This is a genomic window from Streptomyces sp. 3MP-14, from assembly GCF_006334905.2.
GTDB lineage: Bacteria > Actinomycetota > Actinomycetes > Streptomycetales > Streptomycetaceae > Streptomyces > Streptomyces triticirhizae.
Genome location: NZ_VDLZ02000012.1, coordinates 90,636 through 115,649 on the forward strand (window position 1 = coordinate 90,636; position 25,014 = coordinate 115,649).

General features: G+C 68.7%; 29 protein-coding genes and 1 pseudogene. 14 read left to right on the top strand and 16 right to left on the bottom strand.

Features of this window, described 5'->3' with window-relative positions; translation table 11 throughout:
- Window position 1: 1 nt before the first annotated feature.
- The 6 genes from FH609_RS20200 to FH609_RS20225 all read left to right on the top strand — a co-directional run bounded on the left by FH609_RS20200 (window position 2) and on the right by FH609_RS20225 (window position 3,909).
- Window positions 2-571, top strand: a complete 570-nt coding sequence (locus FH609_RS20200) for a DUF2637 domain-containing protein (RefSeq protein WP_139672496.1) — start codon at window positions 2-4, stop codon at window positions 569-571.
- A gap of 18 nt (window positions 572-589) precedes the next feature.
- A complete protein-coding gene (locus FH609_RS20205; RefSeq protein WP_139672493.1) occupies window positions 590-775 on the top strand; it encodes a mobile element transfer protein in 186 nt (61 codons plus the stop codon).
- Between the two features lie 23 nt (window positions 776-798).
- Window positions 799-993, top strand: coding sequence for a hypothetical protein (locus tag FH609_RS20210; protein ID WP_139672490.1), 195 nt, complete (start codon window positions 799-801; stop codon window positions 991-993).
- 141 nt (window positions 994-1,134) lie between these two features.
- Window positions 1,135-2,442 (top strand): replication initiator, encoded by a 1,308-nt coding sequence (locus FH609_RS20215; protein WP_193318062.1) that lies wholly within the window; start codon window positions 1,135-1,137, stop codon window positions 2,440-2,442.
- Window positions 2,435-2,647 carry an excisionase family DNA-binding protein gene (locus FH609_RS20220; protein WP_139672484.1) on the top strand — a complete coding sequence of 71 codons (213 nt, stop codon included), beginning with the start codon at window positions 2,435-2,437 and terminating at the stop codon, window positions 2,645-2,647. Before FH609_RS20215 ends, FH609_RS20220 begins: the two co-directional genes overlap by 8 nt.
- The gene (locus tag FH609_RS20225; protein ID WP_139672480.1) at window positions 2,647-3,909 is read left to right on the top strand and encodes a tyrosine-type recombinase/integrase; all 1,263 of its coding nucleotides are present in this window, start codon (window positions 2,647-2,649) and stop codon (window positions 3,907-3,909) included. The genes FH609_RS20220 and FH609_RS20225 overlap by 1 nt, the downstream gene beginning before the upstream one ends.
- On the opposite strand, the gene FH609_RS20230 is transcribed toward FH609_RS20225, so the two are convergent.
- The 3 genes from FH609_RS20230 to FH609_RS20240 form a co-directional block, all read right to left on the bottom strand.
- Window positions 3,906-4,274, bottom strand: a complete 369-nt coding sequence (locus tag FH609_RS20230; RefSeq protein WP_226961833.1) for a CPCC family cysteine-rich protein — start codon at window positions 4,272-4,274, stop codon at window positions 3,906-3,908. The two genes, FH609_RS20225 and FH609_RS20230, sit on opposite strands and share 4 nt — an antisense overlap.
- Before the next feature lie 216 nt (window positions 4,275-4,490).
- Window positions 4,491-5,660, bottom strand: coding sequence for a helix-turn-helix domain-containing protein (locus FH609_RS20235; protein ID WP_193318060.1), 1,170 nt, complete (start codon window positions 5,658-5,660; stop codon window positions 4,491-4,493).
- A complete protein-coding gene (locus tag FH609_RS20240) occupies window positions 5,647-6,450 on the bottom strand; it encodes a hypothetical protein (protein WP_139672475.1) in 804 nt (267 codons plus the stop codon). The genes FH609_RS20235 and FH609_RS20240 overlap by 14 nt, the downstream gene beginning before the upstream one ends.
- Before the next feature lie 842 nt (window positions 6,451-7,292).
- Between FH609_RS20240 and FH609_RS20245 the strand changes: the two genes are divergently transcribed.
- From FH609_RS20245 to FH609_RS20260, 3 genes are all read left to right on the top strand, one after another.
- Window positions 7,293-7,892, top strand: a complete 600-nt coding sequence (locus tag FH609_RS20245; protein ID WP_139672472.1) for a transposase family protein — start codon at window positions 7,293-7,295, stop codon at window positions 7,890-7,892.
- 104 nt (window positions 7,893-7,996) lie between these two features.
- Entirely contained in the window at window positions 7,997-10,003 is a 2,007-nt protein-coding gene (locus FH609_RS20250) for a Shedu anti-phage system protein SduA domain-containing protein (protein WP_264372785.1), read from the top strand.
- A 1,266-nt stretch (window positions 10,004-11,269) separates the two neighbouring features.
- Window positions 11,270-12,862 carry a hypothetical protein gene (locus FH609_RS20260; protein ID WP_139672466.1) on the top strand — a complete coding sequence of 531 codons (1,593 nt, stop codon included), beginning with the start codon at window positions 11,270-11,272 and terminating at the stop codon, window positions 12,860-12,862.
- A 259-nt stretch (window positions 12,863-13,121) separates the two neighbouring features.
- Here the strand turns inward: FH609_RS20260 and FH609_RS31805 are convergent, their stop codons facing one another.
- The 9 genes from FH609_RS31805 to FH609_RS31180 all read right to left on the bottom strand — a co-directional run bounded on the left by FH609_RS31805 (window position 13,122) and on the right by FH609_RS31180 (window position 18,351).
- On the bottom strand, window positions 13,122-13,403 hold the full coding sequence (locus FH609_RS31805) for a hypothetical protein (protein WP_226961834.1): 282 nt from the start codon (window positions 13,401-13,403) through the stop codon (window positions 13,122-13,124).
- Window positions 13,388-13,732 (bottom strand): AAA family ATPase, encoded by a 345-nt coding sequence (locus FH609_RS31810; protein WP_226961835.1) that lies wholly within the window; start codon window positions 13,730-13,732, stop codon window positions 13,388-13,390. Before FH609_RS31810 ends, FH609_RS31805 begins: the two co-directional genes overlap by 16 nt.
- Entirely contained in the window at window positions 13,708-14,511 is an 804-nt protein-coding gene (locus tag FH609_RS20270) for a hypothetical protein (protein ID WP_139672463.1), read from the bottom strand. Before FH609_RS20270 ends, FH609_RS31810 begins: the two co-directional genes overlap by 25 nt.
- A gap of 75 nt (window positions 14,512-14,586) precedes the next feature.
- Window positions 14,587-15,375, bottom strand: a complete 789-nt coding sequence (locus tag FH609_RS20275) for a hypothetical protein (RefSeq protein WP_139672460.1) — start codon at window positions 15,373-15,375, stop codon at window positions 14,587-14,589.
- A 2-nt stretch (window positions 15,376-15,377) separates the two neighbouring features.
- Window positions 15,378-16,367 (bottom strand): radical SAM protein, encoded by a 990-nt coding sequence (locus FH609_RS20280; RefSeq protein WP_139672458.1) that lies wholly within the window; start codon window positions 16,365-16,367, stop codon window positions 15,378-15,380.
- Between the two features lie 89 nt (window positions 16,368-16,456).
- Window positions 16,457-16,999 (bottom strand): hypothetical protein, encoded by a 543-nt coding sequence (locus FH609_RS20285; protein WP_139672455.1) that lies wholly within the window; start codon window positions 16,997-16,999, stop codon window positions 16,457-16,459.
- Between the two features lie 260 nt (window positions 17,000-17,259).
- On the bottom strand, window positions 17,260-17,784 hold the full coding sequence (locus FH609_RS20290; protein ID WP_139672452.1) for a hypothetical protein: 525 nt from the start codon (window positions 17,782-17,784) through the stop codon (window positions 17,260-17,262).
- Between the two features lie 235 nt (window positions 17,785-18,019).
- The gene (locus tag FH609_RS31175; RefSeq protein WP_193318059.1) at window positions 18,020-18,181 is read right to left on the bottom strand and encodes a hypothetical protein; all 162 of its coding nucleotides are present in this window, start codon (window positions 18,179-18,181) and stop codon (window positions 18,020-18,022) included.
- A complete protein-coding gene (locus tag FH609_RS31180) occupies window positions 18,178-18,351 on the bottom strand; it encodes a hypothetical protein (protein ID WP_193318058.1) in 174 nt (57 codons plus the stop codon). Before FH609_RS31180 ends, FH609_RS31175 begins: the two co-directional genes overlap by 4 nt.
- A 226-nt stretch (window positions 18,352-18,577) precedes the next feature.
- Between FH609_RS31180 and FH609_RS20295 the strand changes: the two genes are divergently transcribed.
- The 5 genes from FH609_RS20295 (at window position 18,578) to FH609_RS32460 (ending at window position 20,989) form a co-directional block, all read left to right on the top strand.
- Window positions 18,578-18,997 carry a hypothetical protein gene (locus tag FH609_RS20295; protein WP_139672449.1) on the top strand — a complete coding sequence of 140 codons (420 nt, stop codon included), beginning with the start codon at window positions 18,578-18,580 and terminating at the stop codon, window positions 18,995-18,997.
- Window positions 18,957-19,484 (top strand): DUF6879 family protein, encoded by a 528-nt coding sequence (locus FH609_RS20300; protein ID WP_139672446.1) that lies wholly within the window; start codon window positions 18,957-18,959, stop codon window positions 19,482-19,484. Before FH609_RS20295 ends, FH609_RS20300 begins: the two co-directional genes overlap by 41 nt.
- Window positions 19,485-19,491: 7 nt before the next feature.
- The gene (locus FH609_RS20305; RefSeq protein ID WP_226961836.1) at window positions 19,492-20,346 is read left to right on the top strand and encodes a helix-turn-helix domain-containing protein; all 855 of its coding nucleotides are present in this window, start codon (window positions 19,492-19,494) and stop codon (window positions 20,344-20,346) included.
- A gap of 10 nt (window positions 20,347-20,356) precedes the next feature.
- Window positions 20,357-20,563: a DUF397 domain-containing protein gene (locus tag FH609_RS20310; protein ID WP_139672440.1), complete on the top strand. Its 207-nt coding sequence runs from the start codon at window positions 20,357-20,359 to the stop codon at window positions 20,561-20,563.
- A 120-nt stretch (window positions 20,564-20,683) separates the two neighbouring features.
- Entirely contained in the window at window positions 20,684-20,989 is a 306-nt protein-coding gene (locus tag FH609_RS32460; RefSeq protein ID WP_139672437.1) for a hypothetical protein, read from the top strand.
- Between the two features lie 769 nt (window positions 20,990-21,758).
- Here the strand turns inward: FH609_RS32460 and FH609_RS32465 are convergent.
- The 4 genes and pseudogenes from FH609_RS32465 to FH609_RS20330 all read right to left on the bottom strand — a co-directional run.
- Window positions 21,759-22,196, bottom strand: a pseudogene (locus FH609_RS32465) (relaxase/mobilization nuclease domain-containing protein); the annotation flags it as partial.
- Complete coding sequence (gene mobC, locus FH609_RS32310) at window positions 22,193-22,546, bottom strand: plasmid mobilization relaxosome protein MobC (RefSeq protein WP_319789611.1); 354 nt, start codon at window positions 22,544-22,546, stop codon at window positions 22,193-22,195. The gene mobC and the pseudogene FH609_RS32465, both read right to left, overlap by 4 nt.
- 266 nt (window positions 22,547-22,812) lie before the next feature.
- On the bottom strand, window positions 22,813-23,535 hold the full coding sequence (locus tag FH609_RS20325) for a DUF2637 domain-containing protein (RefSeq protein WP_139672431.1): 723 nt from the start codon (window positions 23,533-23,535) through the stop codon (window positions 22,813-22,815).
- Between the two features lie 263 nt (window positions 23,536-23,798).
- Complete coding sequence (locus tag FH609_RS20330; protein ID WP_139672428.1) at window positions 23,799-24,944, bottom strand: DUF3631 domain-containing protein; 1,146 nt, start codon at window positions 24,942-24,944, stop codon at window positions 23,799-23,801.
- Between the last annotated feature and the right edge of the window lie 70 nt (window positions 24,945-25,014).

Below are 25,014 nucleotides of genomic sequence, written 5' to 3' on the forward strand. Positions count from 1 at the left end.
GATGCGCGCCCAACTGATCAGGCCCGACCCGGTGTTGGTCCAGGCAGTCATCGCTGCCGCGTTGTCGTTCGCGCACATTCACGACCTGGCGGCGGCTGCCGGACAGGACGGATGGAAGGCGTGGGCCTACCCGGTCTCCGTCGACCTGCTACTCGTGGCCGCCTGGCGTCGGCTGCGGTCGGGGAACGGTGTGGCCGCCGGTTGGTGCTGGTTCCTGATCGCCCTGACCGCCTCCCTCGGCGCGAACATCGCCACAGCCGGCCTCCTCGACCTGGGCGACGTGCCCGACTGGCTGCGCGTCCTGGTCGCCGGCTGGCCCGCCCTCGCTTTCCTCGGCGGCACCCTCCTCGCCCACACACCGACCGAAGAACACCAACGCCTCGCCCCGACCGAACCCGAGACGGCTCCCGCTGCGCCTCCTCCTGCGGTGCCTGCGGCGCTGGTCCAGCACGCACGGAAGATCGCCGCCGAACACCAACAACGCACCGGCCAACCCATCGACACCCCCACCCTGCGCGCCCGCCTCGGCGTCCCAGCACCCCTCGCCGAGGCCATCACACACCACCTCTGACAAGGGAGACCACGCCTCATGCTGCGCCGCTTCCGCAACGTCGCCCGCGTCGGCCCGGTCCAGGTCGCCACCGGACATGACCAGCGTGGCCGGGAGAAGCACACGGCCGCCTGCATCGCACCGCGTTGCGGGTTCTCCGCCGAGTACGACACCCGCTCGGCCGCCGAACTCGCCGCCACCACACACCGCTGCTCCGCCTACTGAACACCGCTGAGGGAGTCCGCACTGTGAACGTGAACCTGCCCGTGGTCGTCGTCTTCGGCCTCGCCGCCTGGGCGGCCGTGCGCCTGCTCGGCATCCGCCCGTGGGCCGTGGCCCTGATCGCCCTGTTCGGCTTCTACCTCGCCGACACCTTCGCCGCCCCCGCCATCGATTTCGGCACCCGTACCGGCGTCGAGATCATCAACGACCAACACGACTAGACAACTAGCCAACGAGTCGCAGAACGAAGGCCCCCGGGGCGGAACCGATACCGCCAAGCATCCACCGCCCCGGGACCCCGACTCCACCCACGCACGCGCAGAAGGAACAGTCCCATCATCACCCGCACCACCCCGCCCCCGCTGCCCGAACTTGGAAAGCTCGCCGCGACCGGAACCCTGCCCGCGCTCGGATACCAGCTCGCCGGCCTCGGCGGCTGCACCCGCCCTGTCCGTCTCAACGGACACCGCACCGAACACCCCATCGACACCACCACGGGCGAGATCGGCGACGCCGTACGGTCACTGGTCTCCACTGAGTTGCCCGCCGGGAACCTGCTGACCCGCTGCAACAGCCGGCGTGCGACTCGCTGCGCGGCCTGTGCCGAGACCTACCGCCGGGACACCTACCACCTCATTACCGCCGGCCTCAAAGGCGGCAAGGGCACCCCGGAACGAGTTGCCGAGCACCCGCGTGTGTTCGCGACCCTCACCGCGCCCAGCTTCGGCCCCGTCCACAACCGACCCACCAACCAGGCACGTTGCCGCTGCGGCACCGCGCACGACCAAGACGACGCCCGACTCGGCCAGCCGCTCAACCCCGGCCGCTACGACTACGAATCCGCGGTGCTCTGGAACGCCCACGCCGGGCACCTCTGGCGCCGCTTCACCATCCACCTCCGGCGAGAGATCGCCAAGCGCGCCGGACTCACCCAACGCGCGCTGGCCGACCACGCGCGGGTGTCCTTCGCCAAGGTCGCCGAGTTCCAGAGGTGCGGCGCCGTCCACTTCCACGCCGTCATCCGGCTCGACGGCCCCGAGGGCGGTTCCTCTCCGCCTCCTTTGTGGGCGAGCGCCGAGCTGCTGACCGACGCGATTCACACTGCCGTGCAACGCACCCACCTCACAGGCCCGGACATCGACGGCAGCGCCCACGCCCTCGCCTTCGGCCGACAGACGGACGTGCGCACTATCCGCAGCACGAACTTCAACGGCGACACCGAACTGAGTGATCAGGCGGTCGCCGGCTACATCGCCAAATACGCCACCAAAGGCGCCGAGACAACGACGGGCGCACTGGATCGGCCGTTGAGATTTCTGGCCGAGCTGGCACCCATGGACATCTCGGAGCACGCCCGACGGCTCATCCGAACGGCCTGGACGCTCGGCGCACGCAAGGACCTGGAACACCTCCGCCTGCGCGCCTGGGCTCACATGCTCGGCTTCCGAGGCCACTTCTCCACCAAGTCTCGCCGCTATTCCACCACTCTCACCGCATTCCGCGACGCGCGGGCGGAATGGAGAAGACAACAAACCGGCGGCCATGGCCCGGACGAAACCGTCCTCGTCGTCGCCCACTGGGCCTATGCCGGCAGCGGCCTCAGCCCCGCCGAAGCGTGGCTCTCGGCGTCGCTGGCGGACGACTCCCGAGAGGGGTACGCCGATGAATGACCGGTTTCTCAGCGTGGGCCAGGTGGCCGAAGTCCTCGGGACGACGGTTCGGTTCCCCCGGCGGTTGATCGCCGAGCGTCGGATCACCTTCGTCAAGGTTGGGCGGCACGTGCGTATCCCGGAAAGTGCCCTCAGGGAGTTTCTGGAAGCCCGTACCGTTCGCCCGGCTCAACGGCGGAGTGGCCGCTACCGAAGGGCGGCCTGATGGGAAACAAGAAGGGCTCTCGGCGAAACTTCGGTGCTGTGCGGCAGTACCGCTCAGGCCGGTGGACCGCCAGTTACCGGGACCAGGACGGGGAGGAACGCCGTTCGCCCCAGACGTTCGCTACCAAGACGGATGCCGAGGTCTGGCTGGCCCAGGTAAGAGCGGACCTGACGCGGGGGGACTGGCGGGACCCGGATGCGGGGAAGGTGAACTTCGGGACGTACGCGGCGCAGTGGGTTGAGGAACGGGACCTGGCCGCGACCACGGAAGAGTTGTACCGACGCCTTCTGCGGCTGCATCTCCTACCGATCTTCGGCGCGCTCGACCTGGACCAGATCACGCCGCCCCGGGTTCGGTCCTGGCGGGCCGAGCTGCTGAAGGCGACGGGGGCGACGACCGTCGCCAAGTCCTACCGGCTGTTGAAGGCGGTCCTGGAGACGGCCGCCGATGACGAGCTGATTCGCCGCAACCCCTGCCGGATCAGGGGAGCGGGTAAGGAGTCGGCGGCTGAGCGGCCGATCGCCACCGTCGCCCAGGTGGATGCCCTCGCCGACGTGATGGGGCCGCGTTGGCGGCTGATGGTGTACATCGCGGCCTACGGTCCCGCGCGGCCGGAGGAACTGGCGGAGATGCGGCGGCGGGATGTGGACGTGGAAGTGCCCGGCGTCTGGGTGCGCCGGGCCGCGCCTGAGTTGACGACCGGGCGGCGTGTGGTCGGCGACACCAAGTCCGAGGCGGGGAAGCGGTTCATCGTGCTGCCTGGATTTCTGGCCAAGGAGCTGAGGCGGCACCTGGACTGGTACGCCGAAAAGGACCCGAACGGACTGCTGTTCGTGGGGGAGCGTGGCAAGCCGTTCCGCCGGTCCACCTTCGGGCGGAAGTGGCGGAGGGCGCGGGACAAGGTCAGGATGCCGGAGGGCTTCCGGTTCTACGACCTGCGGCACACCGGTCACACCCTGGCCACCCGCAGTGGGGCGAAGTTGTGGGACACGATGGTTCGCGCGGGCCAGTCCTCGGAGAAGGCGGCATTGATCTACCAGCACTCGGACCGTGAACGGCAACGGGAAGTGGCAGCCGGCATCGACGCTCACGTGCGCGTCATGCGGAACAAGATCAACCCATCTGGTGCGGGAGCCCTAATCAGTTCGAACACGACGAAGGCCCATGTCCCTGACCTGGGCCTTACTCACAAGAGCGGGCGACGAGAATCGAACTCGCGCTCTGAGCTTGGGAATCACCGTGTCCAGAGGCGCGATTGCTAGCCTGACCTGTGAGAACAGGCAGACTGGCAGCTACATGGGATGACGGAAGACCCCTCTGTTGACCGCTGTTTCCCGCCCGATCTGGTGCGCATCTGGTGCGCGGGGCCTTCGACTGCGACGCCCGTCGCCGTTCCCGTCGCAGAGGCGGGTACTCCGTGGGAGTCGGCTCCCGAACCAGTGGTACCCCGGCGCTCGTCGCATGCTCCGATGGCGTGGAAGTTGCTGCGAGCCTGGCCGAGGCTCAGCCGTCCGTTCGGCCCTCCGCGTACGCGGCTGGCATCGTGGTCGTCCTGGTCGTCGTCCTCCCAGAAGCACATGGGGCAGATCTCTATCCGCCGCTCTCGATGAGCGTGACAAACCTGCAACAGGGACAGGGATACGGCCCCTCACCAGCGTCTCTACGAACATTCACGTACGACATCACCACATGAGTATCCGGAGCAGCCGGCCGTAGCGCTCCCTGGTTGCGAACTACGGGCGTGGCGGTCACTGAGGTCGCCCAGGCTGGTCTAGCTACCGAGTAGCGGCGCCGTTCCCCTGTGCTCTGGGAGCCTCCATCGAGTGGATTGAATGCTGGGCTGCTACTGCACCAGCCGCAGGATGGGCCGTTGGTCCTGCACGCCGAGTAGTTCGCGCACTCGCGTTGTGGTCCATGCCAGTTCGTGGGCGAGCTTCCCCACAGACAGATTCGCTTCCTGAGCTGCGAGGTCGAAGGCTTGCCTGAGCAGCGAGGGCTGTTCCCCGGCGTAGTTGGACACCGATTCCGGCGAGAATCCAGGTTGCCCCTCAAGCGCACGGAGCCGCTGGTAGGCCCTGCTTGTCGTGGCGTCGGAGATGAGCCCGACTTCGCGACAACGGTAAACAAGGGAGTGGATCGACACGCCCCAGATCTGCCTGAGCTCGGAGAGGCAGGTGAAGTCCATCCTCTTGGGCAGGAGCGACAGGATGCTCGCCTGCGGGGTCAGGAACTCTGCGGCGAAGGCGTCGGCCTCCTTCTCCTGGCGGCTGTCACCTGTCGCATCCCCGTGAAGGACGAGGTGGCCGAGCTCATGGGCTGCTGTGAATCGGTGGCGGAAGACATCGTCGGCGCGATTGGCGGTCAGGATGACGAGCGGTCGTGCTGCCCGGGTGGAGAAGGCATCGACGGTGGATGCGGAGGGGTCGCTGGCGGGGGGAGTGACGACGACGATGCCGTGGGATTCCATCCTGCGCACCAGATGAGTCACGGGGCCATCACCCAGGCCCCAACGCAGCCGTAGCTCCTGCGCGGCTGCGACGGGATCGGTAGGCAATTCCGCCCCAGGGTGCACCTCTCCGCCGGCGAAGCCCGGAAGATCGACGAAGGGCAGCTGCACGCGCTGCTCCAAGGCGTAGGTGAGTTCCCAGATCTGCTCTGCGAATGCCAGGGCCCGCTCCCGCTGCGATTTTGGGGTGCTGCGGAGGCTACGGAAGTGGGCCATTGAGGCATCGAGGCGGTTGGCCGGTCGTCCGACGAGGAAGAACGTCGCTGGGACTCCAAGCGTCTCCGCGAGGCGCGGGATCAGGTCAGGACGGGGCTTGGAGACGCCGGTTTCGTATTGACCCACGGCGGCCGGTGTCACCCCGAGGCTTATTGCCACGTCCTTCTTGGTCATCTCCGCCAGCCGACGTGCTTGTGTCAGCCGGGCGGGGTCGAAGGCATCGGCGATGGCGCGAGGGGTTGTGCCCCGCTCCTCCAAGCCCGGGATGAGGTCTTGCCTAGTGGGTCGCATCGTCTTCGCTGGTTTGGTCCTGGACGGGCTCTGCTTCGGTCAGGGGCGGGATGCCTCGAAGTCGCTCCGAGGACCCGCGCGAGGACAGAGTAAGCGTGGGCTCGCTTCCCTCGGCGAAGCCGGTGTGCTGGGATTCCACCGAAGCCTGTGCCGGGATGGTGGAGAGCCGTGTCCCGTGGGACGTGACCGTCTTGGGTACCGTGAGGGGCGCAGGCTCGGTGACCCACTCCAGATGACGCTCCGTTCCCAGTGCTGCGATACCCCAGAACGCGGCCAGGAGCTCGGAGGCATTGCAGGCGAAGGGGACCAGGATCAGGCGCGTTCCCTCGGGCAGGTTTGCCAGCCCACCGCGTGGCTCGGGCTGAGGGGCCGACACATCCCAATCGATGTCGAGTGCATCTTGGACGTGGCGCGTCGGAGGTGCGAAGGAGAAGAGCTCCCGGATCAGCTCGGATTCCTTCGGGCCACGCGCCTTCCTGACGTCGACCGTGGTCTCGGCATACTTGTACGGGTAGATGAGACCGCGCCCGACCAGCATCAGGTCGAACGGAAAACGGTACGGCCTCACGGCGGTCGCGTCAGGTAGGTCCTTCAGTTCGTCCTGAACGCGCTGGAACTGGTTCTCCCAGCGGGACATTCCGAACGTGTGCTTCGTTTGGGAATCGCTCTGTTCGTGGGCCGCCTGAGCGTTGGCCTGCATGTTCCGCAGAGCCTGTCCGAGGCCCACCTGAACCAGGGGCGCCGCCTTGCCGAGGACGTTAGCCGCCCAGGGGGGAACGTGCACACTCATGCGGCGACTCCTCAAGTCGGACTACGCATCGGAGCATTCCTGTACGCGCTGCACTTTAGTTGATGTACGAGTTTTTTCACAACTGCTTGGCCGTGTCGCGTGATCCTTGCATCGATCCGGGCCCGAGCGGTCAGCGACACTTCAGTCCTTGCTGGTGGCTGCCCGTCGAAGTTGGTGTTGCCTGGCCGGGTAGCCATGCAGTGGATCATCACACCCGCAACTGACAAGCAGGGCGCGCGGCCGTGGCATCGGAGCAGACGGGCCCGCCGTGGGTTGGGTCCCTCTGTTGAGCCGGTTCGCCGGAGGCAGGCGGAGAAGAAGCCCAAGGGGCTGGATGCAGCCGTGTAGCCATGTCAACGTAGACGACTGCTCAGGAGCCTGAACTCACTGAGGCGCCCTGTGCTGGCAGCATCACCATGCCTCCTCCCTCCCGGATCCGATGTATTGGGTCATCCCTCGTCACCTGGCAGGCGACGACGATGCTCTTGTCGACCAGGTGGATGCAGTCCTCTCGGCCGCCGGCTGGCGGATGTGGCCGACCGCCCGCGAGACTCTTCTCTATGTGAGCCCGAACGAGCCGTGCGGTGCAGAGTGAACGCGTGAAGCGCTTCGTTCGAGCTGGGTGCCCTCCCGGTGGCCTGGCAGATCTCCGCCCGGTCGCATCTCGCCAGTGCCCTGCCGGAGTGGAACGCGTACTTCACCGCCGGTCTCTTCCACGAGGCACTGAGCTCTTTCAGCGTGGTCACTGATCGGGTGACGGGATCGATGCCCGCAACGCACGAGGCTCCCGTGCCGTTTGGGGGAGGTGTTAGAAGTCTCAACCCACAGGCACAGGAGCCGCGTTGGTTCGGTATTCTGCCGCACTCGACCTTCCCCACGCCCTGGTCGAGTGGGTCACGATGCTCATCGTCACCCGCGAGGGTGACCGCCGCTGCAAGCTCCCACCAGACCAGCGTGCCCTGGTCGGCCTTGTGTACCTGCGCCGGCACAACACCCTCGCCCAGCTTGCTGCCGGGATCGGCATCTCCGTCGACACCGCCCACGCCTACACGACAGCCGTCGTCGACCTGCTCGCCGACCGCGCACCCGGCCTGCTGCGCACCCTACGCGAGGCAAACCCGGACTACGCCCTGCTCGACGGCACCCTCGCGGAGTGCGACCGAATCTTCCGGATCTACGAACGCCAGGGCGTTCCTGTCCTCGCCGACCGCGCCTCCATGGGAGCCGGACCATGGGTGACGACACCCCTCAGACGCCCGCCAGGCCGTGACCTCACACCGACCCAGCAAACTGTCAACCGCGCGCTGTCCACAGCGCGGGCGCCAGTCGAGCGCGGCGTCGCACGACTGAAGTCATGGCGGATCTTCCGCAAGTCCCGACGCAGTCCGAATCGAATGTCGTCAATCTCCGCAGCTGTCCTCACTCTGGAGCGGCAGTACTGAAAGAGCTCAATGACTCCCCCGGTGAGTCGACGGGCTGCCATCCTGGGCGCATGACTTTGTCTGACCCTTCCCTCACACCGCACAGTACGCGGAGGATCACGGCGGTGACGCGACGCGACGTCTTCGACTACATACGTGGCGAGGGCGGACCTTGGTGGGGACGGCTGGAAGAGACCGACTTCCTCAAGGGCTTGTATGACCTGGACGGGCTGGCGTCGACGGACTCCCGGTTCGCGACAGTGCGCGGTGACAACGTCCAGCACCGGATCAACAATCCATTGGACTGGCCTGACGACTGGGTCCTCGAAGACCCGCGTTTCCGACTCCTCGACGGCCCCGACGAAGTGTTTCTCGCTTTCCTGGCTAGGCTCGTCCATCCAGAAGTGCTGCCCGATGCCGACCAATCATCCCAACGTGTTGAGAAGCTGAACCGCCTTCTCGGGCCGGACGGCTGGGCCCTCCGCGCCGTCGAGTTCCTGTCGGGTCGGCCGATCTATACACCGGTCCGCACGCAGGCCACCGGCCCACTGGTGTCGCTGCCCCTCGATGACGACGACACCGGGAAGCTCGACCTCGTTCTCGGTCAAACCCACAGCCTCCTCGACCGCGATGGTGAGGAGGTCGCCCGCGACCTGCTCCGCCCTGCCCTCCTGACGCTGCGTCGTGACGGCGGCTTCTACCACCCAATGCCCGGCGACGGATGGACAGCCGATACTTACGAGGCTGTTCTTATCGTGGATCGTGCGCTCCTGCCCGCGTTCACAGAGGCCGTCACCGAGGCGATTTGGCAGCGGTTGGAAGCCGTGCTTGCCAGGCTGCAACGCGACGATGTCCAGACCCTCGTGGTCGAAGGTGACATCGAACCGTTGCCAGCCGCCGCGCCGGACTGGCGGAACCAGACGGCCGAGTTCAATCCCTCGTTCGTTCGGGGCCTTCGCATCGCCTTCCCGTCCAAGGAATTCGATGTCGCACGGCAAGATTTTTCCGACCTTGAGATTCGTGGCCGCGGATTCTCCTACTTCTACGACACCCGTACAGATCGGGTGATCACCGACTTCCTCCTCGATGACCGGCCGTTGGTGGCAACGCTGTGCCACGTCACCCTCATCGACAAGGGCGGCGCCCTCTCGCCCAGGATCAAACTGTGGAAGAAAGACAAGACAAGGACCGAGAGGACGGTGGCCAGGGAGGCGATACCCGGCACTGAGGCCACTCATATTGTCAAGGCGCTCGTTGATACTAGCGATGTCTACGAGAACTTCTGGAAGGTCATCTGCTTCATCCAGAACTGTGTCGGGCTGGGCAACATCCCAGGAGGAAGCCGACGATTGTTCGTCGGAGACGAGGCCGAGTTGGCCAGGCTGCTCGCCGACCAAGACCGGACGACGCTCCTCGAAGCCGTCAGGACCGCCATCGGCGGTGCCCTCACGGAAGAGGACATTCGGCGAGTCAGCAACCGAAAGTGGCAACTCCAGCGGTTCAAGAGCCTGTTGACCGACACGGAGTTCTTCGAACGGGAACGCGTTCAGGCGGCAGGACCGGAAGCGGTCTGGCAAAGATTCTTCGAGGAGAATCCGTGGATCTTCGGCTACGGCCTCAATCTCGTCGCTTGTGAACCCCTCGATGACGGAAAACTGGAGCGCATCACGACTGGCGCCAATATCTTCACAGGGGCGGGGAAGCGCAGTGACGCCGTCATGCGTTCCAAGGGATTCATCAGCAGTTTGTTGCTCTGCGAGATCAAGACCCATGTCACACCCCTGCTGGCCAGTGCACCGTACCGACCTCCGGACGTTTACCAGGTCTCCAAGGATGTCGTTGGCGCCGTGGCGCAGGTGCAGAAGACCGCTCACAAGGCCCTACGTCTGATCACCGGCGAACTGCACAGGCTCTACCGGGACGACGGCGCCCCGACCGACATCGAAATCTCTACCGCTCGCCCCCGACAGGTGCTTGTGATCGGAAGTCTCAGCGAGTTCACCGAGCGAGGCGCGACGAACCCAGAAAAGATGGCCTCCTTCGAGCAGTACAGGCGATCTATCCAGGACGTCGAAGTCATCACGTTTGACGAGCTCTACGAACGAGCCTGCTTCATCGTGGAGGACCGCTGAGCCGTACCCGACCGCGGAAGACGTGCCACAAGCTGCCGGTATCGACCTCGGCGAGGACGTCGCTTGACGAGGCGTTTCAGCTTGGCGCGGGTGTCTTTGATGTTCTTCGGCAGCAGTTCGTGGCCGAGGACTTGGCTGATATCGCGGGCGCGGAGGGGGCTGGTCGCCTCGTTGAAGACGGCGAGGATGTGGGGTACTCGGGGTGCTCGGGCAGGTCGGGCGAGGTGGCTCGGGCGTGGAGCCGTTCGGTGAGGGCGGTGTCGGTCTTCCGGGTGATGGCCAGGTGATCAAGGTGGGTCTCGGCTTCCTGCAGTCGACCCTGCAGTTCGGTGATTTGTGAGCGGAGGTCGTCGGCCAGGGCCCGGGCAACGTCATCTTGGACGTCGGGCGTGTCGAGCAGGGGCTGGATGTTCATGCGGGCACCGCGTGCGGGTCGCGCCAGGTGGCGGGCGTTCACGCCGGAGAGGCAGAGGGCCATGACGTGGGTAGACACGGGAAGCGGAGGAGGCCGGGTGGTGCTCGTAGAAGCTGCCAGCCCGCAGCTTCGGGATCGCGAACGCCAGCCGTGGCCCGCGATCGGCTGCCATTCCCCGGAACGCGCAGCCGTAGAGGCCGCTGCCCACGCCCTTCGGCAGGCCCATGCTCACCGAAGACCGCTACGATCATGTGTTCCGCATTCACCGGGCGAACGTCGCGTCGAGGTGCGGGGGAAGGGGTGGACGTGCCGCGGGGCGTGGTGTACCGGAAGGCGATGCCGACGGGCCTGGAGGCGGTCACGTGCCTCGACGACTCGTTCAGTGTGGACGCGATGTTCGAGGTTACGGCTGCCGGAGGGCGGTTTCGCACTATGGGCGGTGCCGGTCGATGCGCTATGGGGGAAGGGGTTCCGGGCGAGGACAGCGGCTCCGTGCGCCTGGACTGGCATGTGCAGGTCGCCGGGTGCAACGGACAGGTGTGCGGCTATGCAGTCCCGAAGGCGGAGAAGCGGCCACGCCGCCTGTGGGACGGCAACGGTGGCGCCCGCCACACGCGACCGCGGAATCGGCGCCGAGCCGATGGCGCGGGTGGGTGCGTACGGGCGGCGGCGCAGCACCCGTACTGCCTGGCTGGAGGTCAGCAACGTGAAGGTGACTGCGGTGCGCGCGTACCGGCGTATGGCGACCGCGCTGTACGCCTGAACACCGCCATGTACGAGGGCATACCTAGCGCGAGTGCGACCGCGCTGTTCTGGAGCCGGCGGCTGGACGAGCCACTGGATGGGCCGCAGTGAAAGGGCACGACTACCTGGTGCCGACCCTGGTGGAGGTCGAGGGCGGCGCCGCGAAGTGGCAGCGGGCCAGGGAACTGTTCCGGGAGCGGGGATGGCCGGTCCGGGAGGCATCTCCGAGGGAAAGGCGGGTAGCGCGGCGGATCTTCGGGGGCCGGGAGCGGGGGTTCGACTACTTCTGGGCCGACGTGCCAGTGCCGGGCTCCGTGTGGGGGCTGGACCGTGAGGCGGGCTGGCAGGTCGCGAGGGTCGGCAAGGGCGAGCTTGTGCTCCAGGCCCGATGGTTCGGGCGAGAGGATGCGGATCGGACGCTGTTACCGGAGTGGCGGGTCTACAGCACGCGGCACGCCGCCTGGGCAACCAGGCCAGCGCTGGTGGCGTGGTGGGCGGGGCCCATGTGGTGGCTACGGGCTCGGCTGTACGGCACGGCGGTCAGGCTGGGGATGTTCGACGTCGGCGAGCGGGTGCGCGGCGACCGGGAAGAGGCGCTCAGCCTGGCCCGGCGCCTTCCGGCTCGCGGGCCGCGGACCGATGTCGACGTGCGGCCTCTGGATGGCCGGGGCCGTGCGGGGGGCGTCCAGCACAAGGAGGACGCTTTCAACCGTGGCATGGTCATGGTGGTGGTGCCATTCCTCCTGATGGCGCTTGTACTGGTTGTCGCACGGGAGGCACCGCTTCCCGGGAAGCTGTTGTTTGGGGGTGCCGCCGCCGCTCTTGCGGGGACGGCGTGCTGGAGCGCCGTCAGGCTGCCGGTGGCATCCACACAGGCCGGCGCTGCGACAGTCGCCGTGGTGCTGACGGTACTGGTCGTGGTGTGGGCGCTGGGGATACCAGGGGGCTACGAGGGGTTGGAGTGCCGGCAGGCGTTGGCGCTCGCCGCCGGTGGTTACGTCGTCGTGGGCAACTGGCTATTGGTCCGCCACTGGCGCTGGCGGGGCGTGCTGGCCGGCGTGCTGGTGCCGAGTGCCGTTACCGTCCTGCTCGCCGTCGCGCCGGGTGTGGGGCGTTTCCTCCACGACGCGTACGCGGACGAGCTGGGCCTCACCGAGTCAGAGACCTCCGCGCTCGGTCTGTGGCAGGTATTCGCGGCGATCAAGCTCGTGTGGCCGTCGCTGGCCACCGGTCTGCTGATCCTCGCCACGTGGGGGACGCTGCGGTACCTCCACCTCCTGCGCCCCAGGCACCCAGCCGGCATCACCATGGCAGTGCTCGCCCTCGTCTCGGCGCTGCTTTCAGACTTGGTGGCGGCCCTCGACTCGCCGGCCGAGGCGGCCGCCTCGCTCCGGCGGGCAGCGGAGGAGCGGACTGCGCCGCCGTCGTACTTCGGGGTAGAGCCGGAGTGGGTGTGCATCACGCCGACCGTGCCGCTCGCGGACCTCAACGAGCAAGGCGGACGCTTGGAACCCACCCGCCCGTACGTGTCCTTCGGGGGCGGGGCGGCCGACGGACAGGTCGTGCTGTGGAACGTCACGACCGACAAGCCGCTGCGGGTGCCGACCGAGCAGGTCCGCGTCGGTCCGGCCGGCGACCCGGCCGACAGCTGTGCGGAACGCCACAGGTCGGACCGTACTGCGGGGCAGGGGCCTGGGTGAACGGTTCCGCTCGCGAACTGGGCGTGCCCTACGCGTTCCGATGAAAGGCCTGCGTCGCGAGCACTGGGCTCCGGGCGCGGCCCCAGGGACAGCCGAGATGGCGAGACCGTCTGAGCATGGCGGTTCTCCTCCTCAGCAGACCGCTCACGTCATGCGGGCTGCAGCAGCCCGGGCCGCCCACTGCGGGGCGCCAGTTGGCGGAAGCGGATCGTTGCGCGGTGGGCCCGGGTCTGCTCCTCCGCTAGCGAGTCCGCCGGTGTCAGCAGGGCGGGAGATCGCGGAGCGTGAGCTGCTCGGCTATCCAGGCGACGCGCTCGGAGGTGTCCAATCCGGTGGGAAGCTCGACGAGGGGCACGCCGGTCGCGGTGCAGGCGTCGAGGACGGCTTGGTCTGCCTGCTCCTGGAGGGTGAGGACCTTGTCCCGGAAGCGGTCCCCGCCGGCGCGTTGGTCGAACCGGTCGCGGCAGTGGACGACGAGGTCGTAGGCGGTGGGCATCCAGGCCGTGCAGAGGGCTTCCATGGCGGTCAGGGTGTCGGCCACGCCGGGTTCGTTCGGGTCGAGGACGAGGCGGCCAGGGCGAGGACGTTGGCCGGGGTCTTGTCGGTGATCAGCAGGCGGTGGTTGCGGGCGGCGCGTAACGGGGTGGTGAGTTGGAGGGCGAAGAGGTCGAGTTCGGCGGCGAGGTCGAAGGTGCCCTGACCGTGGAGGACGACGGCCTCCATGAACGGGCTGGTGCGGGCGGGTTCGCCGGTGCAGGTGACGTTGACGGACCGTTCGCGGTAGTGGGCGGTCAGGGCGTGGACGAGGGTGGTCTTGCCGGCGGCCTGGGTTCCCTCGATGGCGATCACGGTGCAGTCGCGGATAGGCATGGTTCTCCCAGCAGGGAGTGGAAGGTGGGGGAGGCGAGCCAGTCCCAGGCGCCGGTGGTGGTGGCGGCCAGGACGCGGTTGACGTTGAGTCCCTCGGGCGCCCAGTGGCCCAGGCCGGCCGCGTGGGCGGCGACATAGGCGGTGGACAGGGAATGGCGGAGGTTGAGGACGCTGATCTTCTCCCGGGCGGTGGCGTCCGCTTCGGTGAGCCAGCGACGGTGGAGGGCGGTCATCGAGGTGCCGCGGAGTTCGGGTTGGGTGACGTCCAGGCGGAGTTCGGTGCACACATCGACCAGGCGGCGTGAGGTGCCGGTCAGCAGGTGGCCGGCGTCGAAGCGGGTGTCCAGGTAGCGAGGGTCCCCCTCGGCTGGGGCGTTGCGCTGCTTCCAGGAGGCGCGGGCCTGGTCGATGGTGGGTTGGGGCCGGTCGGCGGTGGCGGCGAGGACGGCGAGATCCGAGCAGAGCTGGTGCCCGGTGATCAGGTCAGCGCTGTTGGTAGCGGTGCGCAGGGCGTTGGCGGCCGAGCGCACCAGGGCCGGCTGTTCATCGGCGTCCTCGACATAGACGCTGGTGAAGTGGAACGGGACGTCCGCGAGGTCGGACGGGTCCCGCACGCCCGTGGGGAGGTCGAGCCAGACCACGGAGTAGCAGAAGGGCCGGTTGCCGTTCTTGATCCGGTAGTTCTTGGTCCACTCGACATCGATGGACGCCAACCGCACGACAGCGGAGCGCTTTTCGGGGGCGCGGGTGGGGCTGGTCAGGTTGCTGGTGGTGATCACGGCGTCTCTCCAACGGGGCGGTGGTGGGGCCGGCGACCGTTGCCGGGGCTGGTCCCACCGCTTGCCCTGGGGACGTTACTGGTTGGGATCGGCTGTGTTCGGTGGGTTGGTCGAAAACACGGCGGGGAGCAGGTGCCACGCCTCGCGTTCGACCGCTTCGGCGGCGTTCAGCGGCGCCTGCCAAGCGAGGCGTTCGGTGTGCTGGCCCGTCAGCAGGGCCACGCACAGCGCCTGGCCGAGGACCCCTGCCGCCAGCTCCTGCACCGCGCGGGCGGAGTCGGAACGCCCGGTGGCGAGTTCCTCGAACCGTGCCTGTATCGCTGCCGGTTGCTGGAGGGCGTGCAGGCGCGGCCCGATGTCGATCCCCAGGTCACCGGCGATCGTACTGGCGAGGGAAGTGGTGCCGAGATCGTGGCCAGTGTCCACCAGGGTCGCCAGCCCGCGCTCCCGTTCCGCGCGCCTGGGCCAGGCGTCACCCACTGCGGTGAAGCCCGGCAGGCGTCCAGCGGCCAGCATCCGCACCACGTGCAGGTCGTCCGGGAAGGAGTGCCAGGCCAGCATCTCCGCGTGCCGCCGCCCCTGAACGAGAACGCCATCGGTCAGCCGCAGCAACTCCTGTGCGTCTTCGGAATGTTCGATGACCGCGAGGCGGAAGCCGAAGTGCAGGGTCGCCGCCTCGACGTGCCGGCGCTGGGTGCGCTTGACGGGCAGGAAGACGGCCGCCGCACTGACCGGCACGGTGTCCTGTCCGTCGTCGGCGCAGTGCATCGCCATGCCCGTCAACAGCCGCACGTTCCTGGGGAAGGGGCGCTTGTCCGCGCCGAAGGGGGTGTCGGGCCAGGACAGGTTCGAGATCCGCAGCACCGTCAGCCTCGCGCTGCCGGGGTGTGGGCGGCAGTGCGGATGGAGCGGCCGAGGTACTTGGCGAAGTGGTTCTCCTTGAACCGGTACCGCTGCCAGATCGCGCTGATCGGCTCCTGGAGCACGTTGCCCAGCGGCTCCCACAGGTCCGGCGCGTCGTAGACCGGCCAGGCCCGCGCCACACCGTTGGGCTCGATGACGATCATGTGCCCCTCGTTGCTCGGCGTCCACGTCGTCATGCGCAGCGCCGGCCGCCACTGGTGCACGGTGCGCAACTCCGACAACCGGGAGAAGGTCTCGGCGGCTTCCTGGTCAGAGATGAACTCGTTCTCGTCCAGGTCCAGCGCGTTGCCCTTGCGCAGCGGCATGATCAGCTTGACCTTGCCGGCGTCCAACACATCGGCGATCTGGCAGGTGAACGGCAACGCCGGGAGCGTGGAGCGGTAGACCACGGCGGAGAGGGACAGGGGGATGCCGGCGTCCATCAGGGCCCGGACTCCGTGCATCACCTGGTCGTAGTCGCCCCGTACGCGGTTCGTGGTCGCCCTGGGCCCCTCCAACCCGACGTTGGCGAAAGCGATCTTCCCCGCGATCTGCCGGGCGTGCTGTAACCCGTGGGTGGCGTTCGTCGGCACCGCCAGGATGTGGTCCTGGTGGTACATGTCCACGATCTCGCCGAAGTCCCGCCGCATCAACGGCTCGCCACCGGAGAGGAACACTCGCGCCACGCCGGTGAGGTTGCGACGCATCACGTCGAGCTGCTCCAACGTCGGGTCGGGCAACTGGAGGATCTCCGAGCAGAACGAGCAGTCGAAGTTGCACCGCTTGGTGACCTGGAGGATCACAGACAGCGGAGCGCTCGCGGCAGCGGCCAACGAGGCGGTGTCCACGCCGGTGTCGGCGGCGAAGTGATGGCCGTCGTTGGCGAACGCCACGCCGCCACCGACAGGCCGCGAGGCCGGGCTGGGCACGGCGGGGATACCAAGGTGCGTCATGTTCGTCTCTCCCATGGGTTGGATTTGGGGCCACAACATGCGGGGTGGCACGAGGGTGAGCCGGGGAGGGGCCAGCGTGAGCACCGAGATCAGGTCAAAGCTGCGAGCTCCGTGTCGAGATCCACGACGGTGCAGCGCTTGAGTTGCACCACCAGCTGCGTCGCGAGGAACCAGTCGCTGGCCCGGTGGCCGTAGGGCAGGTGGTCGTCCTCATGAACCTTCAGTTGGGCGTTCGGTGTGGGGCCGAAGAGGGTGCCGAAGACGCCCCAGATCTTCGGGCGGCGGGAGCGTACTCCGACCGGGTTGGTCAGGTGCGGGCAGAGGCGGACGGCGAGGGCGGCGCAGGGGAGGCAGACCGGGGGCTTGGTAACCCTCGCCCCCTCGTAGCAGTCCTCGTCGTCGTTCATCAGGAACAGCCAGCCGTCGCGGGTGTGGCTGGCGGTCCCGCCGCAGACCTGGCACAACCGCTCGGCCTGCACCTGGCGTTGACGCGCCGGGTGCATGGCGGGGAAGTTCGGGCGGCCCTCGCCGGGCGCCTGGCGCACCCGCGCCCACAGCACGCCGAACGTGTCGCGGTCGGCCGGCGTCTCGTCCCGGTAGCGAATGCCGGCCAAGTCCGAACGGATCGTCACCCCTCGCCCATTGGATTCTTCGCCACTCCAGGCCGCGGCGTAGGGAACCGGGAGACGGCGCGGGCCCCAGGTCATCAGGGATTCGGGGACGAGGAGTTCGGGCACAGCGATCAACTTTCCGGGCGACGGCTGAAGGGGTGGGGTTGCGCGGTGTCGCGGTCGGCCTGAGCGATGCGCCGGACCAACACGACGGTGAAGGCACACCCCGGAAGGAGGGGGTGCCAACAACGCGAGCGGCGCGGCGCACAGCGCCAGCAGCATCAGGCGGACTGGTCCTCGGCGTCCGGCTCCGGCCAGTCGGCGGCCGGTCGGTCACCGTTGACCAGGACGGGGACACGCTCACCGTGGGCCAGAGCCAACAGGGCGTTCTGCACCAGGGGCAGGGACTCCAGCAACTCCCGCATGGGGCGCCAACCGGCACCGGCCGTGAGGGATGCCGCGTCGCAGGGCGGGGTGTCCGTCCGGCCGCCGTCAAGGATGTAGTCCAGCGCGATCGGGAGCCCGGACGGGCCGTGCTCCAGGGTGATGGCCAACGCGTGCGTGGCCTCCTGGTAGTAGCCGGTCTGCGAGACACTCAGGTGCCGCGCGGTCCGTACCGGGCAGTCGCCCGGCGGCACCGTGCCACTCGGCAATTGCCAGCCGCCCTCGATGTGCGGGTCTCGGACCATCAGCACGTGGTTGTCGCGCGTGGTGGCGAGCAGGGTCACCCGGACGGTCAACGGACGGGTGATGCGCGGGAGTTCGGGGGACGGGGCCGACGGGCTGTCGGTGGCGGTCTGCGGCATGGGAACACTCCGGGGTCGCAACGGCAGGGATTCAGGGGGTGGGCTGGGGCCGTTCCCCCGGGCCGGGAGCGTTGGGTCTCGCCCGGCCCGGGGGAACGGCGGGGTGTCGCCCGCACCCACCGCGAGAGGCGGGACGCCCGGGGCGGGCGACGGTCCGCCCGACGTGTGCAGTTCTCCGGGACTGGGAGCAGGAGAACACGCCAGGCCGTCGGGCGGAGTCTGTGGGAGAGCGCCGTCAGGCGTCCGGGGCCGTCGTCGCCTGGTCGGAGATGGCTGCGGTGGTCTCGGCGGCGTAGCCGATGAAGACCAGGCCGAAGACGTTCAGGAGGATCAGCGCCAGGCCGGCGAAGTGGCCGTCGATCGTCGGGAGGTGCTGGCGGCGATGGCGGCCGTTCACTGGGCCATCCCCGCGAGGTGACTATGGACGCGGCTGCGCAAGTCGTTGGCCCTGGCCAGCAGTTCCTCGGTGGTCAGGGCCTGATCGCCCGCCGCTTCCTCGGGTGGGGAGGTCGAGGGCTGGCGGCCTTCGGGGTTCGGGTCGGGTGCGTGGTGTGGGGGTGGAGGCATGGGTCGACTCCGTTGCTGCGTGGGTAGGTTCCTTCGTTCGGGCGGTGCCGTGGGGCGGGTTGTTCGCCTCGGCAGCTCGGGTTCGGGATCGAAGGTAGAGCGGCCGTCGTTGAGGCACCAAGGAGATTGCGCGAGTTTGCGGCAAGCCGATTGACTGCCTCGAACACCGAACCGACCATCGTCGTGTCGCGCAAAACTCTGCAAGGCAGCAGACAGGGGAACGACCATGAAGCTACGGTTCCTTGGTAAGAACTCCACGGTCGGCGACTGCCCGACCCTGTACGCCACCGACCGTGACACCTACCTCGTCCAGGGCTGGAGGATCTTCGCGAACGACCTCTTGATGCGGCTCAACCTCCGGAAGGGAGAGACCGCCGTGGAGGTGCCCACCGAACTGTTCGAGCACCTCACCGAGGACGGCCTGCCAACCGGGGAGATCAGGCGAGTGGCGGACCCGATCATGATCCTGACGCCGGGCGGTACGTTCGTCGTCCAGGGGCGTGAGGTGACCGACCCGGGCGCCCTGGCCCAGATGGACATCCCGGACTACGAGACCGTGGTCGAGGTCCCCAGGACCGCGATCACCGCCCTACTGGAGGAGCCACGTGGAGCTGATCTCCAGCGCCGAGCGCAACCAGCTCTTTGAGAGCTTCGAGCGGGACGCGTTCCACCTGGAGCTGCGGGACGACTACTCCGTTCCCGACGAGGACAGCCCGTTCACCAGCTGGCTGCGCGGTGAGAACGTCGACTACTCCTACATGGCGCCCTGGACGCGGCTGATACGACGCGTCACCAGTGAGGGGCGCACGGTCCGGCGGGTGCGCGTGGTCACCGAGCCGCCCAGCCCCTACATCCGCTGGGAACACGCCACCACCCGCTTCAACGAGGAGGCAGGCGAGGACATTCGCTGGCTCGCCCGACACCGACTGCCGACCGGCCTCGCTCTTCCTGTGGGAGGCAACGACTGGTGGCTGTTCGACGACCGCCTCCTCGCCGTCGGCCACTTCGACAACGATGGCCGGGTCCTCGGCTCGGGGTTGGTCCAGGACCCAGAGACCGTGGCCGCCTGCGTCCGCCTGCGGGACCGGCTCTGGGCCGCCGCCGTTCCGCACCGCGACTACCACCTGTCCTGAACCGCCCGTGACCACCCAGGTAGAAGAGGCACTTCAGGCGCTCGGCGCCCGGCTGCGCGGCTTCCGCAAGGACGCCGGATTCACCAGCGGCCGGGCGTTCGCGCGCGCCACCTCCTGGCAGGAGTCGAAGGTCTCCCGGATCGAGAACGGCAGGCAGCGGCCCAGCGAGGACGACATCCGGATCTGGTGCCAGGCCACCGGACAGAACGACCAACTCGGCGACCTGATCGCGATCGTTCGCCACGTGGACGAACTCTGGCTCGACCTGCGCAGGTTGCTGCGCACGGGCGCCGAACAGCGACAGCAACAGGCGATTCCCATCTATGGCAAGACGAGGGTGTTCCGCATCTGGCACCCCACGGTCATCTGGGGAACGATCCAGACCTCCGAGTACGCCGCGGCGGTCTTCGACCAGGTCGTCGGCTTCTACGAGGTCCCCGACGACGCCGAGGCAGCCGTCGCCAAACGGTTGGAACGCCAGCGCTACCTGTACCGAGGCGAGAAGATCTTCAATGTCCTCCTCGGCGAACAGGCGCTGTACACGAACTTCGGCGGCCCCGAGACGATGAAGGGCCAACTCGACCGGCTCCTGGCCGTGATGCGGCTGCCGCGCCTCAGCCTCGGCATCATCCCCAGGACGGCACCGGTCGCCATCTGGCCGGGCAACTCCTTCTCGATGTTCGACGACCGACTGGTCCTCGTCGAGACCTACTCGGCCGAGTTGTCCGTCACCCAGCCCCGCGAGATCGAGATGTACACCAAGGCGTTCGCCCTGCTCCAGCAGTCGGCCGTCTACGGCACCGCCGTCCGTGAACTCGTCCTTCGGGCGAGCCACCACTACGACCAACTGCCGACCGACTAGGAAAGTCCTCATGAACTGCGCGAGCCCTGTGGTACCCAACTGGCGCACCAGCACCCACACGAAGTCCGACAGCTGTGTCGAGGTGGCCGACAACGACGTGCGAGAGGTCAGGGTCAGGGACACCAAGGCGCGCGCGAGGGGAACGGTAACCGCCCGGCGGGACGCCTGGGGCGCGTTCGTCGAGTACGCGAAGCGGGCTCCGGGAGCGGGGAGTTGAGGCTTGCCTGGTTCAGCGGCGGCGTCGGGGCTGTTGAGGACGAGGGGTGGGGTGTGGGCGGGTTGAGGTTGCACTGGGGATGAGGCGTTGGATGCGCCAGGTTAGGAGGCGTGCGGGGGCGTGCGCGTAGTCGAGGGGGCGCTGGTGGGTGGCCTGCCGGAGGAGATGGTCAAGTTCGTGGCCCGCGGCTTCGGCAGCGGAGAGCGCGGCGCTGAGGTGCGGGAACGCAGGGTCGTCGATGATCTGCTGGGCATGAGCCGGGAGGGCGCGGCGGAGGTGGTAGAGGTGCCGGGCGCGTGCGGCGGCTTGGGGCGGCCGATGGTGCGCGACGCCCAGGGGAAGCGCCTCGGTGGCCTGGCGGTAGGCGGCCTGGAGATGAACGAGGGTCTGGTGCGCGGCAGCGGCCTGCTGGTCGTGCTGGCGTGACCGGTGCCAATGATGGGCCGCGATGACGGCGAGGACGAGCGCGTCGACGAGCATGGCGAAGGTCGCGTCGCCCGGAGGCGGGGGCGGTTGACGCAGCAGGGCGCGGATGGTTGTGCGCAGGGCGCGAGCGTGGTCGTGGTGGGCCCTGATGCGGGAGCGCGTGGCGCGTTCGAAGGCCGCTGCTGCGGACCGGAGTTGGGCCCCAAGGGCGGGTGGGACCAGGAGAGGCAGCAGGTCGAGGGTCTCGCCGAGAGCGTTGATGTGGGCTTGGGCTGCCGGATCGGGGCCGTGGTGGAGATGGTGCGGAATGCCTTCGACGGTGTCGGCGGTGCTGTGCCAGGAGGCCGGGGCGTGGAACGGCGCTGCGGGGAGGCGTTGGCGGATGCGGGGCCAGGAGAGGTCCTCGGCGAGGGTGGAACCGGCATACCAGACCGGCTGGCCGGCCGCGTTGATGTCGCCTCGCAGCGCGGCCTTGTAGCCACGAATGTCGCCCGAAGGCAGGCGATGGATTTCGACGAGGACATCGGAGGTGTGGGCCAGCAGCGCGAGGAACTCCTCGGGGCTGCTGGCCGCGGCGATGGCCGTGCGGATGAGGGTGCGGAGGCGCTCGCGGGCGGTGCCCGTGTGGCCTACGCGGTTGGCCTTCTCGCGTTCGGCACGGGGTGGGGCGCGAGGCGGCGGTGCGGTCGCCGCGTGGGACGCGCCGCAGCGCGTAGTCGATCTCGACCCGGGAGAGTTCACGGTCGGCGGTGAGGTAGTCGTTCCAGTGCCGGGCCGGCCGCAGGTCGCCCCGCACGGTCGTGGCCGCGATGTGAATGTGGTCGTCGGCGTGGCGGACGGCAACCCAGCGGCAGCCGTCCGGATCACCTTCGGGCGCGATGCCGGTGGCGGCCACGACCCGGCGCGCGATGTCCGCCCACTCGGCGTCGGTGAGGAGGCGATCCTGTGGCGCGGCACGGATCGAGCAGTGCCACACGTGGCGGCGCGGCGCCCGCTGTCCGGCCTGGTGGACGCGCAGGTCGAGGGCGTTGACCAGCTGCTTCCTGGCGGCGATGGCAGTGGTGCTGTTGATGCGGCCCGGATCGGGGGCGAAGCCGTCCCAGGAGGCGACCAGGTGCGGGTCGGTGTGTTCGTTGGCTCGGCCAGGGCCGTAGAGGTACGCGATCAGCTTCCCGGTGTCGCCGCCACGGGTGATCTTCGCGATCACGTGGCCGTCGGCCTTCCGGCCGTGGTGCGGTGCGCTGCCGTGTCGAGCGCCGCGATCGTGGAGTGGACGGTCTCCAGGAGACGTTGGGCGCGGGTAAGGACGACCGCGTCCACAGGCTGGGGATCGGCCTGGGAGTTCAACGCGCGGGCGATCTGGTTGACGTTGCCGCCGAGCCTTGCGACCTGGGCGCGCAACGCGGCCAACTCGTCGACCAGGTCGTCCACCGCCGTGCGCTGCCCCGGCAGCGTCAACTCGCCGTCCAGATAAGCCATCACCGCCGCGCCCACCAGATGGGCGCCCGCGATGTTCAACGACCGGGCCCGCGTCAGAATCGCCCGCTTCTCCGCCACGCTGTACCGGACATCCACCCGCTCCGCCCGCCGCACGGGCTCACGCCGGCGACGCCGAGCGACCCGCCGCAACGCCGCCTCCTCCGCGGCACTCCGCACCGACGACGGGCCCGCCCTCTCCCCCTCGGGCGCCCCTCGGCGCCCGCCCTCATCCGCCACCCCCGGGGCGGAGGACTCCCCGTTGGACCGGCCCTTGGACGGTCCAACGGGATACCTTGCTCCGCCGTCGGTGGTTGCGGGTGGGCGTTGGTGGTGTGCGGCCATGGTCAGTTTCCTGGGGTGGGGCGGGCGGTGTGGAGGTGGTGGAGGGCTTCCTTGATGCGTTGGTTGCCGGCAGCAAGGCCGGCGGCCTCGATGGCGGTGCGGGCCATGGCGCGGGTGATGTGGTCGGCATGGGGGTGGGCGGCGGCGATGGTGCTGGCGAGGTGCGGGATGGAGGCATCGGCGCGGCGGCCGGGGCGGTGGGGCCGGTCTGTTTCGGCCAGGGCCGGCCGAATGGGGAGCGGCGGTTGGCCGGTTGGGGGCGGGCCGGCCGGGTCGGCCGGAATGGAGGGTGATGCGGCGGGTGGGTGGCTGTGGCGGTTGATGAGGATGTGGAGGTGGGTCGCTCCCGCGAGGGCGAGAGGTGCGATGGCGGAGAGGACGGCGACGGTGGTGTCGTCGAGGCGGAGGGTGGTGGTGCCGGGTTGGTTGAGGTTGATGGCGTGTCGGCAGTTGGCCCAGATGCTGGCGGTGGTGGCGGCGATGAACAGCGTCCAGCCGTAGAGGCGAGGGCGGACGGGCGCGGTGCGCAGGACGAGGAGGGCGCGGACACCGTAGGCGATGAAGCCGTCGATCACTATGGGGAAGAGGTAGGTCAACGGCGGTCGGATGTGGGCGGCCAGCGCCATCTGAACGAGGGCGTCGTAGGAGAGGGCGCAGCCGGCGAGGCCGAGGCCGACGATGGCGTAGCGGTCCCGGCGGGTGGCGGTGGGTGTGTTGGCGTTCATGGGTCCTCGGGGTGGTGCGTGAGGTGCCGTATTGGCCGTCTTGCCGTTGCTCTCGCAGGTCAGGGCGAGTACGACCGTGGCGGGTTGTGGTGTCCGGGACGGCAGCGGATGTGTCCGGGCGGCGGTCCCAGGACAGGCGGGTATCCGTCTCGGGACGGGGTGCCGTCCTGTCGGCTTCCCGTCTGAGCTGGGCTTTTGGGGTGGGGACGGCTGGGACGGCAGAAGACGGGTGCCTGGCGGGTGGCTGGTCCGCTTGGCCGGGTTCAGGTGGTGGGCGCGGTCGCGTCGAGAGGGTGGACGGTGGGGCAGTAGCGGCGCCAGGCGTCGGTGAACTTGGCGCGGGCGTAGCCCTTGCGCTGGGTGTGGTCGGGCATCCGGACGTTGCCGGAGCGGATGTCGTAGTCGCGCAGCAGCCCGGCGAGGGCGCGGGCGGTGAGGCCGGTGCGGGTGTGTTCGCCCCAGGGCGCCTCGGGGGCGCTGTTGAGGGCGAAGAGGAGTTGGTCGGTGCTGAAGCAGTCGGGGTCGCCGGCGGTAGCGAAGACGCGGCGGACGTCGGCCAGCAGGCGGGCGTTGTCGGGGTGATCCGCTTCGGCGCGTGCCTCGTCGGCGACCATCCGCGCGCAGGCGGCGCGGGCGCGGGCCGCCCAGGGGCCGCCGGCGAGGTCGGCGACGATGATCAGGGGTTCCCAGGTGTCGGCGGCGCGGTCCTCGACGGGCATCTGGGGTTCCAGGCCCAGGGCGTGGGCGGTCAACGGGCGGGCCCAGGCGGCGACTCGGTCGCGGATGGCGCGCAGGCGGGAGCTGTCGCGCCTGGTGCGGTAGGGGCTGACGCGTTCGCCGTAGGCGCGGCGGCGCATCCGGATCACGATCGACCGGTCCATGACCGTGTCAGGCAGCTCGCCGATGCCGGCGAGGGCAGTCATCGCGAAGGTGGGGAAGTGGTGCGGAGTGTGATCGTTGCCGATCACGCGCAGCACGTAACGGCCGCGTTGGTGACCGGCGTTGAGCAGACCGCGCATCTCCTCGTTCCTCTCGGCCATCCTGGGGGTGCCGAAGAGGGTGTCGGCCTCGTCCACCAGGAGCGTGGGCGGTTCCTCGGTGATGGAACGGAAGACGGCGGCCGGTGTGGAGTTGACGGTGATGACCGGGGCGTGGACGGTCTCGGTCAGCATGTCCAACAGCCGGGACTTGCCACAGCGCTTCGCCGGGCCGACGACGGCCAGGCATGGCGCGTGCTGCCACGCGGCCTGGAGGTGGGTCGCGGCGACCCACAGTGCCGTGGCGTCCAGGGCGTGGTGGTGGGGTGGGATGACGAAGCGGGCGATGACGTCGCGGAGTTCGTCCAGGAGGGCGGCACCCGGCGACGGCGGGGCGTCGTGCTGGGTTGGTTGGGCGGTATTCTCGGTCATGGAAGATCCTCGCTCGGCGATTTCGGGAGGCAACCCGAGGCGCCGTGGGTGACTGTCCTGGGATGGGCGG